General features: G+C 72.4%; 13 protein-coding genes. 7 read left to right on the forward strand and 6 right to left on the reverse strand.

Annotation, left to right across the window (positions count from 1 at the left end; genetic code table 11):
* On the reverse strand, positions 1-791 hold a 791-nt coding region (locus tag ACYVGT_RS10485), incomplete at its 3' end, for an ATP-grasp domain-containing protein (protein WP_460856534.1).
* Between the two features lie 191 nt (positions 792-982).
* On the opposite strand from ACYVGT_RS10485, the gene ACYVGT_RS10490 reads away from it, so the two are divergent.
* From ACYVGT_RS10490 to ACYVGT_RS10520, 7 genes are all read left to right on the forward strand, one after another.
* Positions 983-2,392: an MFS transporter gene (locus ACYVGT_RS10490; RefSeq protein ID WP_460856537.1), complete on the forward strand. Its 1,410-nt coding sequence runs from the start codon at positions 983-985 to the stop codon at positions 2,390-2,392.
* A 130-nt stretch (positions 2,393-2,522) separates the two neighbouring features.
* Positions 2,523-4,235 (forward strand): thiamine pyrophosphate-binding protein, encoded by a 1,713-nt coding sequence (locus tag ACYVGT_RS10495; protein ID WP_460856539.1) that lies wholly within the window; start codon positions 2,523-2,525, stop codon positions 4,233-4,235.
* A gap of 23 nt (positions 4,236-4,258) precedes the next feature.
* Positions 4,259-5,488, forward strand: a complete 1,230-nt coding sequence (gene frc, locus ACYVGT_RS10500; RefSeq protein WP_460856541.1) for a formyl-CoA transferase — start codon at positions 4,259-4,261, stop codon at positions 5,486-5,488.
* A 3-nt stretch (positions 5,489-5,491) separates the two neighbouring features.
* A complete protein-coding gene (locus tag ACYVGT_RS10505) occupies positions 5,492-7,645 on the forward strand; it encodes an acetate--CoA ligase family protein (protein WP_460856543.1) in 2,154 nt (717 codons plus the stop codon).
* 482 nt (positions 7,646-8,127) lie between these two features.
* The gene (locus tag ACYVGT_RS10510) at positions 8,128-9,747 is read left to right on the forward strand and encodes an Nramp family divalent metal transporter (RefSeq protein WP_460856545.1); all 1,620 of its coding nucleotides are present in this window, start codon (positions 8,128-8,130) and stop codon (positions 9,745-9,747) included.
* Positions 9,747-10,319 (forward strand): hypothetical protein, encoded by a 573-nt coding sequence (locus ACYVGT_RS10515; RefSeq protein WP_460856548.1) that lies wholly within the window; start codon positions 9,747-9,749, stop codon positions 10,317-10,319. The genes ACYVGT_RS10510 and ACYVGT_RS10515 overlap by 1 nt, the downstream gene beginning before the upstream one ends.
* An 82-nt stretch (positions 10,320-10,401) precedes the next feature.
* Entirely contained in the window at positions 10,402-11,523 is a 1,122-nt protein-coding gene (locus ACYVGT_RS10520; RefSeq protein WP_460856550.1) for a TerC family protein, read from the forward strand.
* A gap of 130 nt (positions 11,524-11,653) precedes the next feature.
* On the opposite strand, the gene ACYVGT_RS10525 is transcribed toward ACYVGT_RS10520, so the two are convergent.
* The 5 genes from ACYVGT_RS10525 to ACYVGT_RS10545 form a co-directional block, all read right to left on the reverse strand.
* Positions 11,654-12,244: an HhH-GPD-type base excision DNA repair protein gene (locus ACYVGT_RS10525; RefSeq protein WP_460856553.1), complete on the reverse strand. Its 591-nt coding sequence runs from the start codon at positions 12,242-12,244 to the stop codon at positions 11,654-11,656.
* Positions 12,245-12,421: 177 nt separating this feature from the next.
* Positions 12,422-12,718, reverse strand: coding sequence for a putative quinol monooxygenase (locus ACYVGT_RS10530; protein ID WP_460856555.1), 297 nt, complete (start codon positions 12,716-12,718; stop codon positions 12,422-12,424).
* A gap of 126 nt (positions 12,719-12,844) precedes the next feature.
* Complete coding sequence (locus tag ACYVGT_RS10535; RefSeq protein WP_460856557.1) at positions 12,845-13,372, reverse strand: hypothetical protein; 528 nt, start codon at positions 13,370-13,372, stop codon at positions 12,845-12,847.
* Between the two features lie 62 nt (positions 13,373-13,434).
* Positions 13,435-15,396: a serine hydrolase domain-containing protein gene (locus ACYVGT_RS10540; RefSeq protein ID WP_460856560.1), complete on the reverse strand. Its 1,962-nt coding sequence runs from the start codon at positions 15,394-15,396 to the stop codon at positions 13,435-13,437.
* 60 nt (positions 15,397-15,456) lie between these two features.
* Positions 15,457-16,044: a TetR/AcrR family transcriptional regulator gene (locus ACYVGT_RS10545; RefSeq protein ID WP_460856562.1), complete on the reverse strand. Its 588-nt coding sequence runs from the start codon at positions 16,042-16,044 to the stop codon at positions 15,457-15,459.
* Positions 16,045-16,164 lie beyond the last annotated feature (120 nt).

The following is a 16,164-nucleotide window of genomic DNA, read 5'->3' on the forward strand; positions in this document are numbered from 1 at the left end:
GACATGACCAGACCCGCACCATTACCGATAATCCCGACCTCACCGTCAAGCTTGACGTAATTGAGGCCCTTCTCCTTGGCGCGGGCTTCGCGGGGATCGCCGTCCCGGTCTCCGGCCTCGAAGAAGGGGGCGCGCTCGGGGTGGCGGAATCCGGCGGCGGGGTCGAGCGTGACCTTGCCGTCCAAGGCGAGGACGGCTCCGTCGCGCGTCCGCACGAGCGGGTTGACTTCGACCAGGGTGGCGTCCTCGTCGGCGGCGGTCCGCCACAGGCGGCGCATCGCGGCGGCGGCACCGAGGCGGATCTGCTCGGGCAGCCCTGCGCGGGTGCAGAGCTCTCCCGCAGTGCGGTCGTCGAGGCCGTGTGCGGGAACGGGGATGCGGACGACGGCGTCCGGCGTCCGGGCCGCGACTTCCTCGATGTCCATCCCGCCCTCGGCCGAGCAGATGGCGAGGAAGTTGCGGTTGGCCCGGTCGAGCAGCACCGCGAAGTAGTACTCCTCGGCGATGTCGGTCGCCTCTTCGACCAGGACGCTGTGGACCGTGTGGCCCTTGATGTCCATGCCGAGGATCTCCTCGGCCCGGACTCCGGCCTCACCCGGGCTGTCGGCGACTTTGACGCCGCCGGCCTTGCCGCGACCGCCGGCCTTCACCTGCGCCTTGACGACGACGCGGCCGCCCAGGGAGCGCGCGCTGGCCGCCGCCTGCTCGGGGGTGCGGGCGAGCTGCCGTTCAGCGAGCGGGACGCCGTGCTCGCCGAAGAGCTGCTTCGCCTCGTGTTCGTAGAGATCCACCGGGCCTCCTCGGGTTCGCTGCCCCCGGAACAGTCATACGCGAGATTGTATGCAGTATTCAAGATGCGTTTCCGGGACACCTTCCGCGACTCGGCCCCTCCGGCCCGCCCGCCGCCCGGCGATCCCGATTGCGGGGGTAGGCAGCGCCGATCGGTGTATGAATACTGTATGCAACGCACCGGAGGTGAGCCATGGACACGCTCGATCCGCCCCCCGCCCCGCCCGCCGCATCCAGGCCCGCAGCGGCCCGGACCAACTTCGTTTCGCCCTACGCCGCACCGGCCGGCGAGTGCCGGGACTGGGCGGGGCGCCGCTACGTCGTCGGCCCCTCCGCCCGCACCCTCGCCGGGCGGGACCGCTCCCGCCAGCTCGCCGGTGCGGCGGCCGCGCTCGCGGCCGTCGGCATCCTGCAGTTCGGCTACGGCGCCGCAGTCCCGGGCCTGGCCGCCCTGCACGGCTGGAGCCCCGCCGCCGCCCTCCTGCCGCTCGCCCTCTGGGCGGTGGTCCAGGCCGGCACCGCCGCACCGCTCGCACTCCTGCGCGAGCGCGGGCGCGCCCGCCCCGCCGCGGCGGTCCCGCTGGGGGCCGCCCTCGCTGCGGCCGGACTGCTGGCACTGGGCCACGCCGACACCCTCACCGGCGCCGTGCTGGGCTACGGCCTGCTCGGCGGCGCGGGCGCGGGGCTCGTCTACCACTCCTGCGTGCGCCTCGCCGCGGCCTGGTTCCCCGAGCGCACGGCGCTGCACACGGCCTTCACCGGCGGCGCGTTCGCGCTGGGGACCGTCCCGCTGCTGGCGGCCGCGGGCGGGCCCGTCGCGCCCGGCGCACTGCCGGGGGCGCCGGCCGCGCTGGCCGCCGCCGTCGCGGTGGTCGGTGCCTGCGCGGGCGCCCGGCTGAGCGAGCCGCCCGGCGACTGGTGGCCGCCGGGCAGCGACCCGCGCCGCTGGGCGCTCACACAGCGTCGCCCCCGCGCCGGCCGCGACCTCTCCCCCGCCCAGGCGCGGCGCAGCGGTGCGCTGGGCCGGCTGCACCTGGTGGTGGCGGCCTCCGGCGCCGCCGCACTCTTCGACCTGGCTGTCCTGCCGCTCCTGCTCAGCAGTGCGGGCTTCGCCCCGGCGGCGACGGCCGCGGCGGCGGCCGCCCGGGTCGCCGGGAGCGGACTGGGCCGCGCCGCGGCCGCCCGGTTCGCCGAAGCGGGCGACCCCCGGACGGTGCTGGCTGCGGCGTGCTCCGTCGCGGCGGCGGCGCACGCCGGGCTGGCCGCCGCAGTCGCGGCCGGCTCGCCGTGGGCGGCGGCGCTGTGCGCACTGCTGGCCGGCGCGGGCGCCGGCCCCTGCTATCCGCTGACCCGCGAACTCGCAGCCGACTTCTTCGGCCGCCGCAGCGCGGCGCGGATCCAGGGCCTGGTCTACAGCGCCAAGGGCGTCGGCGGCGCGGTGGGCATCGGCGGCGGCGCGCTGCTCATCACCGCGGCGCCGGCGGCGCTGCCGGTCGCGGGCCCTGCAGCGGCCGGCGCGGCAGCGGCGGTGGCGGCGGTGGCCGCCGTGCGCCTGCGCCGCCCCCTGCCGGTGGCCGTGCTGCCCCGGCCGGCGCCGCAGTGACGCCGCACCACCTGCACTGAACTGGCACTTTCCCCTCGGGGGTGGACACCCGACCGGGGCTGAGGTAGCAATAATGCCCATACTGTATGCAGTATCCGGGCGCATCGGTGAGTGAGGAGACGCACCTTCCATGAGCAACGGAACCGGCGACGAAACCCCCGCCCCCACCCCCGAACCGGCCACCATCTCCGGTGGCCACCTGGTGGCGAAGGCCCTGAAAGCCGAAGGGGTCGAAGTAGTGTTCACCCTCTGCGGCGGGCACATCATCGACATCTACGACGGCTGCGCCGACGAGGGCATCGACGTCATCGACGTGCGGCACGAGCAGGTGGCCGCGCACGCCGCCGACGGGTACTCCCGCATCACCGGCACGCCCGGCTGCGCGGTGGTCACCGCCGGCCCGGGCACGACCGACGCGGTCACCGGCATCGCCAACGCCTACCGCGCCGAGAGCCCGATGCTCCTCATCGGTGGCCAGGGCGCACTCAGCCAGCACAAGATGGGGTCCCTGCAGGACCTCCCGCACGTCGACATGATCACCCCGATCTCGAAGTTCGCGGCCACCGTGCCGCACACCGAACGCGTGGCCGACATGGTGTCGATGGCCTTCCGCGAGGCCAACACCGGCGCGCCCGGCCCGTCCTTCCTGGAGATCCCGCGCGACATCCTGGACGCGAAGGTGCCCGCCGACGCCGCGCGCATCCCCGAGCCCGGCCACTACCGCGCCTCCACCCGGCAGGCGGGCGACCCGGCCGCAGTGGAGCGCCTGGCCGAGCTGCTGGTCCGCTCCGAGCGGCCGAGCATCCTGCTCGGCGGGCAGGTGTGGACGACGCGGGCGACCGACAGCGCGACCGACCTGGTGCGCTCGCTGAACGTGCCGGCGTTCATGAACGGCGCCGGCCGCGGCACGCTCCCCCCGGGCGACCCGCACCACTTCCAGCTGGCGCGGCGGCACGCGTTCTCCGAGTCCGACCTGATCATCATCGTCGGCACGCCGTTCGACTTCCGGATGGGCTACGGCAAGCGGCTCTCGCCGGAGGCGACCGTCGTCCAGATCGACCTCAACTACGCCACCATCGGCAAGAACCGCGACGTGGACCTCGGCATCGTCGGCGACGCCGACACCGTGCTGTCCGCGGTACTGCAGGCCGCCTCCGGCTACGGCGACACCGGTGCGCAGGGCCGCAAGCCCTGGCTGGAGGAGCTGCGCGCGGTGGAGGCCAAGGCCCGCGGCAAGCGCCAGGAGCTGCTCACCTCGGACGCCTCGCCCATCCACCCCTACCGGCTGGTCTCCGAGATCAACGACTTCCTCACCGAGGACTCGATCTACATCGGCGACGGCGGCGACATCGTCACCTTCTCCGGCCAGGTCGTGCAGCCCAAGTCGTCCGGCCACTGGATGGACCCGGGGCCGCTGGGCACCCTCGGCGTCGGCGTCCCCTTCGTCATGGCAGCCAAGTACGCCCGCCCGGACAAGGAGGTCGTGGCGCTGTTCGGCGACGGCGCGTTCAGCCTCACCGGCTGGGACTTCGAGACGCTGGTCCGCTTCGACATGCCGTTCATCGGCATCGTCGGCAACAACTCCTCGATGAACCAGATCCGCTACGGCCAGATCGCGAAGTACGGCGAGGAGCGCGACGAGCTCGGCAACACCCTCGGCGACGTCCGCTACTCGGAGTTCGCGAAGATGCTCGGCGGCTACGGCGAGGAGGTGCACGACCCCGCCGAGATCGCGCCGGCGCTGCAGCGGGCGCGCGAGTCCGGCAAGCCGTCCCTGATCAACGTCTGGATCGACCCGGAGGTCTACGCGCCGGGCACCCGCAACCAGACGATGTACAAGTGACCGCCGGCGCGCAGGAGGCAGCCATGGCACAGGCACTCGACGGCATCCGCGTCCTGGACATGACCCACGTGCAGTCCGGCCCCTCGGCCACCCAGATCCTCGCCTGGCTCGGCGCCGACGTGGTCAAGCTGGAGGCGCCCACCGGCGACATCACCCGCCGCCAGCTGCGCGACGTCCCCGACGCCGACAGCCTCTACTTCACGATGCTGAACTCCAACAAGCGCAGCATCACGCTGAACACCAAGAGCGACGAGGGCAAGGAGATCTTCCTCGACCTGGTGCGCCGCAGCGACGTCCTGGTGGAGAACTTCGCTCCGGGCGCGCTGGACCGGATGGGCTTCACCTGGGAGGCGCTCCAGGAGGCCAACCCGCGGCTGGTCTACGCCTCGATCAAGGGCTTCGGCCCGGGCGCCTACGCCGACTTCAAGGCCTACGAGGTGATCGCCCAGGCGATGGGCGGTTCGATGAGCACCACCGGGTTCGACACCGGGCCGCCGCTGGCGACCGGGGCGCAGATCGGCGACTCGGGTACCGGCATGCACACGGTGGCCGGCATCCTCGCCGCGCTGCTGCAGCGCTCCTCCACCGGGCGCGGCCAGCGCGTCGAGGTGGCGATGCAGGACGCGGTGCTCAACCTGTGCCGGGTGAAGCTGCGCGACCAGCAGCGGCTGGCCCACGGGCCGCTCGCGGAGTACCCCAACGACGAGTTCGGCGACGAGGTGCCGCGCTCGGGCAACGCCTCCGGCGGCGGCCAGCCCGGCTGGGCGGTGCGCACCGCGCCGGGCGGGCCCAACGACTACGTCTACGTGATCATCCAGCCGCCCGGCTGGAAGCACCTGGCGGAACTGGTGGGCCGGCCCGAACTGGCCGACGACCCGGAGTGGGCGACGCCCGAGGCGCGGCTGGACAAGCTCGACAAGGCGTTCGGGCTGATCGAGGAGTGGTCCGCCAAGCTGCCCAAGGGCGAGGTCCTGGATGCGCTGACGGCACGCGGCATCCCGTGCGGCCCGATCCTGTCCACCAAGGAGATCGTCGAGGACGAGACGCTGCGCGCCAACGGCATCGTCACCGATGTCGAGCACCCCGAGCGCGGCACCTACACCACCGTCGGCCTGCCGATCCGGCTCTCGGACTCCCCCGCCGACGTGCGGCGCTCGCCGCTGCTCGGTGAGCACAACACCGACGTCTACGGCGGCGAACTCGGGCTTTCGGCCGAAGAGCTGGCCTCCCTGGCACAGAACGGAGTGATCTGACCGATGGCCGAACCCAAGGCCGACACGAGGAGCTACGACACCGCGGCCGTGCGCCGGGTGCTCGACGCTGCGCGGGCAGAGGGCCGCACCGCGCTCACCGCGCCGGAGGGCAAGGCGCTGGCCGACGCCTACGGCATCCCGGTACCGGGCGAGGCGCTGGCCGCGACGGCCGACGAGGCGGTGTCGCGCGCGGTCGAGATGGGGCTGCCGGTGGTGGCCAAGATCGTCTCCCCCGACATCCTGCACAAGACCGACGCGGGCGGCGTCGAGGTGGGCCTGGACTCGCCGGCCGCCGTCAAGGAGGCGTTCGGGCGGATCACCGCCAACGCGCGCGCCTACAACCCGCAGGCCCGGATCGACGGCGTGCAGATCCAGCAGATGGCCGGCGGCGGCACCGAGGTCCTCATCGGAGCCACCACCGACCCCACGTTCGGCAAGGTCGTCGTGTTCGGCCTGGGCGGCGTGCTGGTGGAGGTCCTCAAGGACGTCTCTTTCCGGCTGGCGCCGGTCACCGAGCAGGAAGCCCTGGAGCAGATCGGCTCGATCCGCGCCGCCGAGGTGCTCGACGGCGTCCGCGGGGGCGAGGCTGTGGACACCGGGCGGCTGGCCGACGTACTGCGCCGCCTGTCCGACCTGGTCAGCGACTTCCCCGAGATCTCCGAGGCCGACCTCAACCCGGTGTTCGCCTCCGCGTCCGGGGCGATCGCCGCCGACCTGCGGTTCGTGCTGGACTTCGCTCCCGCACCCGGGCCGAAGAAGTTCGCCCGCGAGGAGATCCTCTCCTCGATGCGCCGCATCTTCGAGCCGCGCTCGATCGCGATCATCGGCGCCTCCAACGAGGCGGGCAAGATCGGCAACTCGGTGATCCGCAACATCGTGGACGGCGGATACGCGGGCGAGGTCTACCCGGTCAACCCCAAGGCGGACGAGGTCTACGGCCGCACCGCCTACCGGACGGTCGCCGACATCCCCGGCGAGATCGACGTTGCGGTGTTCGCGATCCCGGCGAAGTTCGTCGCCGGCGCGCTGGAGGAGGTGGGCGGCAAGGGCGCCGCGGGCGCTGTGCTGATCCCCTCGGGGTTCGCCGAGACGGGCGAGCAGGAGCTGCAGGACGAGGTCCTGGCGGTGGCGCGCAAGCACGGCGTGCGGATCCTCGGGCCGAACATCTACGGCTACTACTACACGCCGCAGAAGCTCTCGGCGACCTTCTGCACCCCCTACGACGTGGCCGGCGGTACCGCGCTGACGTCGCAGTCGGGCGGGATCGGGATGGCGATCCTGGGGTACAGCCGCAGCACGGAGACCGGTGTGTCGGCGATCGTGGGCGTCGGCAACAAGGCCGACATCGACGAGGACGATCTGCTCACCTTCTTCGGCCAGGACGACAACACCAACGCCGTGGCGATGCACCTGGAGGACCTCAAGGACGGCCGCGCGTTCGTGCAGGCCGCGCGCGAGGTCGTGCCGCGCAAGCCGGTGGTGGTGCTCAAGGCCGGCCGCACCTCGGCCGGGGCGAAGGCGGCCGGCTCGCACACCGGCGCCCTCGCCGGCGACGACAAGGTCTACGACGACATCCTCCGCCAGGCCGGGGTGGTGCGCGCGCCGGGCCTGAGCGAGCTGCTGGAGTACGGCCGTGCGCTGCCGGTGCTGCCGGCCCCGGCCGGGGAGAACGTCGTGATCATCACCGGTGCGGGCGGCTCGGGCGTGCTGCTCTCGGACGCGGTGGTGGACAACGGGATGTCGCTGATGGAGATCCCGCCCGACCTGGACGCCTCGTTCCGGTCGTTCATCCCGCCGTTCGGCGCGGCCGGCAACCCGGTCGACATCACCGGCGGCGAGCCGCCGTCCACCTACGAGCAGACGATCCGCCTCGGCCTGGAGGACCCGCGGGTCCACGCGCTGATCCTGGGCTACTGGCACACCATCGTCACACCGCCGATGGTCTTCGCCGAGCTGGTGGCGAAGGTCGCCGCCGAGGCCCGCGCCAAGGGCATCGACAAGCCGATCGTGGCCTCGCTCTCCGGCGACACCGAGGTGGAGCAGGCCAGCGCCCACCTGTTCGCCAACGGCATCGTGGCCTACCCCTACACGACCGAGCGGCCGGTGCAGGTTCTCGGCGCGAAGTATCGCTGGGCGCGCTCCGCCGGGCTACTGTGATCGGGAGCACATAGAGTCCAGTCCACTGATCCACTCCCTTGCCGCGATCCCCGCCGGCAGCCGGTCCAGCCGCCGGCTGCCGGCGGGGCCGGGCGGCCTGACGATCCCCCCTGATCCCCCTTCCCCCGACCGCCGACACTCCGCATCCGCTCCGTGAGCCGCCGGGTGCGCGATCGGCCCGGACCCGCACCGCGGGCCCCGGGCCGGCCGCGGATCCGGCCCCGACCGGCACGGCGGCACTGCCACTGCAGTGCTCCGCCGGCCGCCGCGCACCGCAGCCCGGCGCTGTCCGAACCGCCATCCGGACGGCGCAGGGGCCGACGCTGGGCGGCCGCGCTCCGCCAGCGCGGCCGGCCGCGTATCCGCACGCACCGCCGGCCGCATCCGCCGCGGCCGTGAGCACTGAGGAGGTGGGGCCGCGCCGCACCCGGGGGCGTATGAGGGGCAACCGCATCGGTGATCTGCAAGGGAGAGATCCCGCCATGGATTCCTCAGACGTCAACTCCGGTCGTTCCCGCCGCGGGGACGAACCCGTCTCAACCGAAGGCATCGGCGTACCCGGGCAGCGCGAGCCGCTGCCGCGGGAGGCCGCCGCGCCGCCCGCGGACCCGCCGTCCGCACCCTCGGCAGGCACCGGCTCCGACGGCGGCGCGCCGGAGGAGGAGCGCGTGTGGCGGGCCGGCCGGCTTGAGCCGATGCCGATCCGCAAGCTGCCGGACGCTCCCCCGTCGATCCACATCCTCGGCCCCACCGTGTTCCTGGTGGCGCTGGGCGTGGGCATGGGCGAGTCCTACATGTGGCCGCGCCTGGTCCTGCTGTTCGGGCCGGAGATCCGCTGGCTGTTCCTGGTGGGCCTGACCCTCCAGGCCGTGGTGATGCTGGAGATGTCGCGCTACGCGATGGCCACCGGGGAGAGCATCTTCTACGGCGCCGCACGCGTGTTCAAGCCGCTGATGTGGTTCTTCTTCGTCACAGCGATCGCGGTCTATATCTGGCCGGGCCACCTGTCGGCGGGCGCCTCGGCATTCGAGCAGGCGACCGGCATCCCCTGGCAGGCCACCGCGGTCACCGGCATGCTGCTGGTGGGTGTCCTGTTCACGCTGGCCAAGGTGATCTACAACCTGCTGGAGAGCGTGCTCTCCATCTGCATCGGCCTGCTGGTGGTCGGCACCTCGGTCGTCGCGGCGCTGGTGGGCAGCTTCGCCGACCTGTCGTCCACCATCTCCGGCATGTTCGCGTTCGGCTACATGCCGCAGGAGGCCATGACGGCCGCATGGTTCCCGGTGATCGTCGGTGCGATCGCCTTCGCCGGCCCCTCCGGCATGCAGCAGATGTGGTACACGCTGCACCTGCGCGACAAGGGCGCCGGGATGGGAGCGCACATCCCCCAGGTGCGCGGTCTCCGGCACGCCGGCGAGCAGGAGTCCATGCCCTCGCGCGGCTTCATGTTCGACACCGAGAAGCCGGAGGAGATGCAGAAGTGGAAGGGCTGGCGCCGCTGGGTCACCTTCGACGCGTTCGTCCTCTTCTGGGGCATCACGATGCTGGTCACCATCTCCTTCACCGTGCTGGCGCAGTCGGCCGTGCGGATCGACCCGAACGTGACGGGGGTGATCCGCGACGGCGAGCAGGAGGCCGCCCTCAGCGCGATGGCGGGCGCGTTCAGCGCCGCCGGCAGCCCGGTGCTGGGCGTCGTCTTCTTCCTGTTCATCGCCCTGATCGGACTGAACGCGACGCTGGGCCTGTTCGACTCGTTCTCCCGCGGCCAGGCCGACATGACCTTCCACTTCGTGCCCGGGGCGAAGAAGGTCGGCTTCTCGAAGCTGTACGCGGTCTTCCTGTGGGGCCTGATCGCCTTCGGCATCGGCATCCTGCTGTTCGGCCCCGCCGACGGCCCGGCGGCGATCTTGGACACCCTGGCATTCCTGTCGACCTTCGCGATGGGCGCCTACTGCGTGGTGCTGCTGCTGGTCAACAACCTCACGCTGCCCAAGCCCATCCGGCCGGGCATCGTCAGCAACGGGATCATCGGCTTCGCCGCGGTGTTCTACCTCGGCATGCTCTTCTACTCGCTGTTCGCCTTCGGAGTGGTGGTGAGCTGATGGGCGCCGCAACGCACACTGCGGCACCGGGCCCGCAGCACTACGCCGAGGTCGCTCTGCCGGGCGCGCTGATCGGCCTGTTCGCCGGACTCTTCGCGGCCGGCGTCGCCGCCCTGGGCGGGCTCGGCGCCGCCATGACCGCCGCGATCGCCGCTGGGATGGGCGTGCCGCTGGCACTGCTGGGCGCCCTCTACGGGCTGGTGGTGGCCACCGGCCGGGTCGCACCGGGCTCGGTGGCGCCGACCGCGCTGTTCTGGCTTGCCGGGTTCCCGCTGGCGCGGCTCGCCGAGGAGGTCTTCGTCTCGACGGTGATGGGCTTCGACCGCGTCCTCTCCGAGCCGCTGCCCGCGTTCCTGCTGTTCCAGGCGCTGCTCAGCGTGGGGTTCGCGATCGGATTCCTCTGGCTGCACGAACGCCTGGGCCCCCTCTGGCTGCGGCGGATCCGCGACCGCAACCCGATCGCCGCCGCCCTGGTGCACTACTACGCCCCGCCGGCGGCGCCGCCGGCCCGTGCGGGCGGCGGCGCGCGCCGCCGAGCAGCGGAAAGGGGGAGGCAGGGGCCGAGGGCCTAGCGCAACCGCTGGTATCGTCCCCGGGCGTGTCGGCGCCCGGGGAACGGGTCCGCCACGTCTCACACAACAGGAGCATCAGCACGTGGACATCGCACCCTGGGTCTGGGCAGTGACGATCGCCGTCCTGCTCGGCATCATCGCCATCGACTTCTTCATTACCGCACGCCGGCCGCACGAGCCCTCGATGCGCGAGGCCGGCACCTGGATCGGCGTCTACGTGTCGCTGGCGATCGTGTTCGGCATCGGCCTGGCGCTGTTCACCGACGGGCAGGCTGCCGACTTCTTCACCGGCTGGATCGTCGAGTACTCGATGAGTATCGACAACCTGTTCGTCTTCATCCTCATCCTGGGCGCCTTCGCCGTGCCGCCGGAGCACCGCCAGCGTGTCCTGCTCGTCGGCATCGCGCTGGCGCTGCTGTTCCGCGGCGCGTTCATCGCGCTCGGCGCCGCGGCCGTCAACGCCTTCGCCGGCGTGTTCTACCTGTTCGGCGCCTTCCTGCTGTTCACCGCCTGGAACCTGATCTCCGGCGGCGACGAGGACGAGGAGTACAAGGAGAACGCGGCGCTGCGCCTGGTGCGCAAGGTGCTGCCCACCACCGACGAGTACCACGGCTCCAAGCTGACGGTCCGCATCGACGGCAAGCGCATGGTCACGCCGATGCTGATGGTCATGATCGCCATCGGCATGACCGACATCCTCTTCGCGCTCGACTCGATTCCGGCGATCTTCGGCATCACCCAGGAGCCGTACCTGGTCTTCACCGCCAACGCGTTCGCGCTGATGGGCCTCCGCCAGCTGTACTTCCTGCTCGGCGGGCTGCTGAACAAGCTCGTCTACCTCAGCTACGGCCTGGCCGCGATCCTCGGCTTCATCGGGGTGAAGCTGATTCTGCACGCGGTGCACGAGACCACCGACCTGCACGTGCCGGAGATCCCGACGCTGCTCTCGCTGGTCGTCATCGTGCTCACGCTGGCCGTCACGACCGTGGCCAGCCTGCTCAAGTCGCGCAGCATGGCCCGCACGGCCGCCGAGGCCGAGCGCGCCTGGGCCGGCGGCACGGATTCCGAGGAGGCCGAGGGCACCGAGGGCACCTCGGACTCGGCGCAGTCCGCCGAGTCCGAGGACTCGGGTGCCGCGGGGGCCGGCTCCGGCGGCTCCGGCGACGGCGGCGAGCCGGGCGGCGGCAACCGCGTCGAGGTCTGACCCCGCGCTGCGGCGGCGCAGCAGCCGCGGCACTGCGCAGGGCACGCACCCGGGCGCCCCGGTCCCCCGCGGACCGGGGCGCCCGGCGCTGTGCGGGGCGCCGGCCCGGGCCGGCGGCCGGGCTGGCGGATCAGCCGCCGCCCTTCTTCTTCGCCGCGGCGCTCTGCTTGGCGGCCTTCTTCTGCGCGCGGACCTCTTCGAGGGTCTGCTCGTCGACGACGTCAGCGATGGAGAGCCGGCTGCCGTCCTCGCCGTAGGGACCGGCCGCCTCCCGCCAGCCCTGCGGACGCACCCCGTACTGCTTGCCGAGCAGCGCGACGAAGATGCGCGCCTTCTGCTCGCCGAACCCCGGCAGCGCCTTCAATCGGCGCAGGACCTCGCGGCCGTCGGGCGCGCCCCCGGTCCACACGGCTTCGGCGCTGCCGCCGTAGGTGTCCACCAGGTCGGCGCAGAGCTTCTGCACCCGCTTGGCCATGGAACCGGGGAACCGGTGCACGGCGGGGTGCTCGGAGAAGACCGCTGCCAGTGCGTCCGGGTCGCGGCCGGCGATGTCGGCGGCGTCGAGGCGGCCGAGCCGGTCGCGCAGCTTCTTCGGCCCGGCGAACGCCGATTCCATGGTGACCTGCTGGTCGAGGAGTGCTCCGATGAGCAGCGCGAGCGGGCTTTCGCCGAGCAGCCGGTCGGCGTCGGCGTCGCCGGTGAGGTGCAGCGTGTGTTCCATGGCCCGATCCTCCCACCGCGGCGCAGCGCGCCCCGGCAGGCGGCGCGGGTGCGGCGGAGCACGCCTGCGTTTCCCCAGCCCCCCGTGCGGGCCGGCGGCAGGTTGCGCTCCGGCACGAGCCTGCTCGCCGCCCGGGCCTGCCGCCGGTCGGCACCGGAGCAGTACTCGGACCGGGATTCAGGCGATGCGGGCCACACGGGTGAGCCGGCCTTCGCCGGCGAGGAGCGGCGCGACGCTCTGGAAGACGGATCTGACGTGGTCCTGGGCCAGATGCGCGTCGAGAGAACTCTGGTCGCGCCATTCTTCGGTCAGGATGATGCGGTTGTCGTCGTCCAGGTCCTGGACGAGTTCGTACCGCAGGCAGCCGTCCTCGCCGCGGGTGCGCTCAACGATGCCGGCGAGGTGGTTGCGGATCTGCTCTGCGTTTCCGTCAGCAGCGCTGATCTCGGCGATGAGCATGACGCGCTCGGTCACGGCTGGTGTCCTTCCGGTGGTTTCGCGGGATGGCGTCCGGCCCGGGCCGGCTTCGTTCCGGCACGGTCGCCGGTCCGCTGCAGCCAGGGGGCCGGTGCCCGGACCGCTGGTGGCTCAGGCTGGATTTCAGCGCCGGCCGCCGCCCCGGGCGGCTCGGTGCGCGGCGAAGAACCTCCGCACGCTCGGCGGGGCCCACAGCAGGACCGCCATGGCGACGTGCAGCAGGTCGGTGGGGATCACGACAGCCAGGTACATCCCGCCCATCCCTGCGGAGTAGAGGCTGCCGGCGGTGGCGATCGCCAGGTACGCGGTCAGGGTGATCCGAGCCCAGTTCCGTCCGCGCAGCACCTTGGGCGTCAGCCACACCAGCAGGACCACGTCGAGCAGGTGCAGCACGATCGAGTAGACCATTACGAACAGGACGACCCGGTCCATCCACTCCCCGCTGAGGGTGCCGGCCGTTTCGCGCTCGATCGCCGCGACCAGGTCGGCCTGGTTGATGAGCATGAGGATCGGCAGGCCGATGAGCAGCACGATGCTGGCGACGATGCCGACCAGCAGCAACCGCAGCGGGGCCGGGGCGCGGGCCGGCGGGCGGCCGGGCTCGGCCGGAAGCACGGAAGATTCGGACGGTGCGTGGTCGGGTGATGACACGGGGGTCTCCTCGGGGTCGGCGGCGGGATTGCCGCGAGAGGGAGGTCGGCGAGGTCGTCGGATCAGACGGTGAGGGTCAGCGGCACTCCGATCAGGCGGTAGAACACCGCGACCCCCACCAGCGCCCAGGCCGAGACGGCGACCGCGGTATAGGCCAGCCGGCCCCGCGGGCTCCACCAATTGCGCACCCAGGCGAGGATCGCCATGCCGGCGGTGGCCGCCGCGACCAGCCCCAGTACCGACATGGTGTTCAGCGCAATCGACAGCGCCGGGTGGCCGGTCAGCGGAATCTGGGACATCAGGTTCGCGTCGGCGGTGACGATCACGAAACCGACCGCGAAGACCACCGTGCAGAGCCCTGCGCACCAGGCAAGGACCTGCGCAACCCGCGCCCCTGCAGGCTGGCGTGAGCGGGCGCCCCGCCGCCGGGCGAGCAGCCGCACCGGGGGCGCGGCGAACGCCGCCAGCAGAACCAGGGCGGCACAACCGAGCACCGCCAGGTGCAGGGTCGGCGACTCGAACCACGCCAGCCGTTCGAACGTGCTGCTGGGCATCTGACTGGTGACGATGGCTCCGGACTCGGTGACCCCCAGGTCGGCGCCGCCGCCTTCCAGGACGAAGTGGTCCGGGGAGGTTGCCACCCAGGCTTGCTCCCGCACGTCCGGGTCGTTCGAAAGGCCGGTGGTGGTGATCCGTCCCGGCCCGTCGGCCTCAACCGTGACGGGGGCGGTCAGCGTGGAGACTTTCGTGAAGTTGGAGTGCGAGGACCGCGCCGACCGGTATGTGCCGGCCACGTCCGCGGCCCCGCCGGTATCGGCGGCGGCCGGCGCATCAGCGGGCGGGGGCGCCCCGCTCTCGGCGAACGCCTCGGCCACGACAGCCCGGACCAGTTCCTTGCCGCCCCAGAAGGCCGCCTGGTTCGTGCCGTCGCCGTTGTAGGCGACGTGGATGCCCAGGTCGTGCTCTGGCAGGAGCGCCATGTTGTGGTGGGTTCCGGGCTGGTCCCCGTCCTTGGCCACCACCGGACGGCCCTGCATCGCCCGCTGCTCCCAGGCGTATCCCATGCCGGGCAGGTCCGGATGCGCGGAGAACTGCCGGTGCTGCATCGCCTCCGGGACCCCGGCCCCCAGCGCCGAGTCCTCGCGCAGCTGGGCGACCATGAAGCGGCCCAGGTCGGCGCCTGTCGTGATGACGTCGGGGCCGGCCGGGGTGGCCGGGCTGAGCTGCCCGCCGGCCCGCTGCTGGCCGCCCCCGGCCGGCCGGTAGCCGGGCGTCACCGAGTCCGGACGGCCGTCCGGGTGCGGCTGCCCGACCGAGGTGTCGGTCATGCCGGCAGGACCGAGCACGTGCTCGTCGAGGTAGTCGGAGAAGTCCTGGCCCGAGGCGATCTCGACCAGGCGCCCGGCCAGCACGTAGTCGTAGTTGTTGTAGGCGATCAGCTCGCCGGGAGGGCGTACCCGCTCCGGCAGCTCGCGGTCCGCGAACCCGCCGAGGCCGGGGAGTTCCTGCGGGCCCCATTGCGACCAGCCGTAGACGTCGTCGTCGAAGCCGGAGGTATAGGTCAGCAGGTGGTGCAGTGTCACCGGTCGGCCCTCGAAGGTGTCCGGGACCTCGATGCCGGTCAGGTACTCGTTCACGTCCGCGGTGAGATCGAGCTTCCCTTGCTCGACGAGCTGCATGGCGGCGGTCGCGGTGAACAGTTTCGCTATCGAGCCGGTGTACACGCCCGTGGTCTCGGGATCCATGGGGGCGCCCGAGTCAGGGTCGGCTTCGCCGTAACCGCGGGCGAGCACGGTCTCCCCGTCAGCCACCACGGTGACCACCGCACCGGGGATGTCACCGTCGGCGAGCTGCGCGGAGACCAGCTCGTCCAGCATCGGGCCGATGCCGCGCAGGTCGGGTTCGGAACCTCCGGGGTCGGCGCCGGCGGAACCCGGTGCGCAGAGGGCCAGGAGCGCGGCGAGAACCAGCACGAGGCTGCCGCGCCCCCTCCGGGATCTTTGTTGGTACACCTGTGATGCCACGGCGCCAGATCGTAACAGCGCCCCCCAGCGTTGGCAACGGGTTGTGCGCACCCCGCCCGGTCACGCCGCCAGCGAGTCCAGGTGCGCACGCAGCACGCGCCGCGCCCGCACCGAGTCGCCGCGGACCCCCTCGAAGACGAGATGCATCGCCAGCCCGTCGAGCAGGGCGTGCAGGCGCTGCGCCTCGACCTCCTGGTCGGCACCGGGGGCAAGGTCCGTGCCGTTGTCCAGCGCGCCGATGAGAGTCCGGCAGCTGGCGCGGAGGGCGGCATGCGCCCGCTCGCGGTGCGGCGCGAGCTCCGGGTTCGCGCCGGCCGCCATGAACAGCGAAAGGTAGACCTCCATCTCGGCCCAGCGCTCGGGACCGAGCGGCAGGAACTCGCAGGCGACCGACTCGACGCCGCGGCGGTCGGCCACCGGCAGCAGCGGCTCGACCCGCCGCCGCACCCTGTCCAGCACCAGTTCCAGCGCGAACACGAGCAGCTCATCCTGGGTGGAGAAGACGTGGCGCAGCGAGCTCACGGTCAAGCCGGCCTCCGTGGCGACGCTGCGCACAGAGACCCGGCCGACACCGTCCCGGAGTAGGACGCGCCAGGCCGCCTCGGCCAGCTCTTCGCGTCGGCGCGCGTGGTCGATCAGCTTCGGCATGCGACCACCGTAGCGACACGGACGTGCTTCCAAAAACCGCCCTGGGCCCGAGACGGGCAGGCCCCCGGCCCCAGGGAGGGCACCGCGGGCCCCGCTGGGGCCTCCGATGGGCCCCTCCCC

Source organism: Nocardiopsis coralliicola (assembly GCF_054779695.1).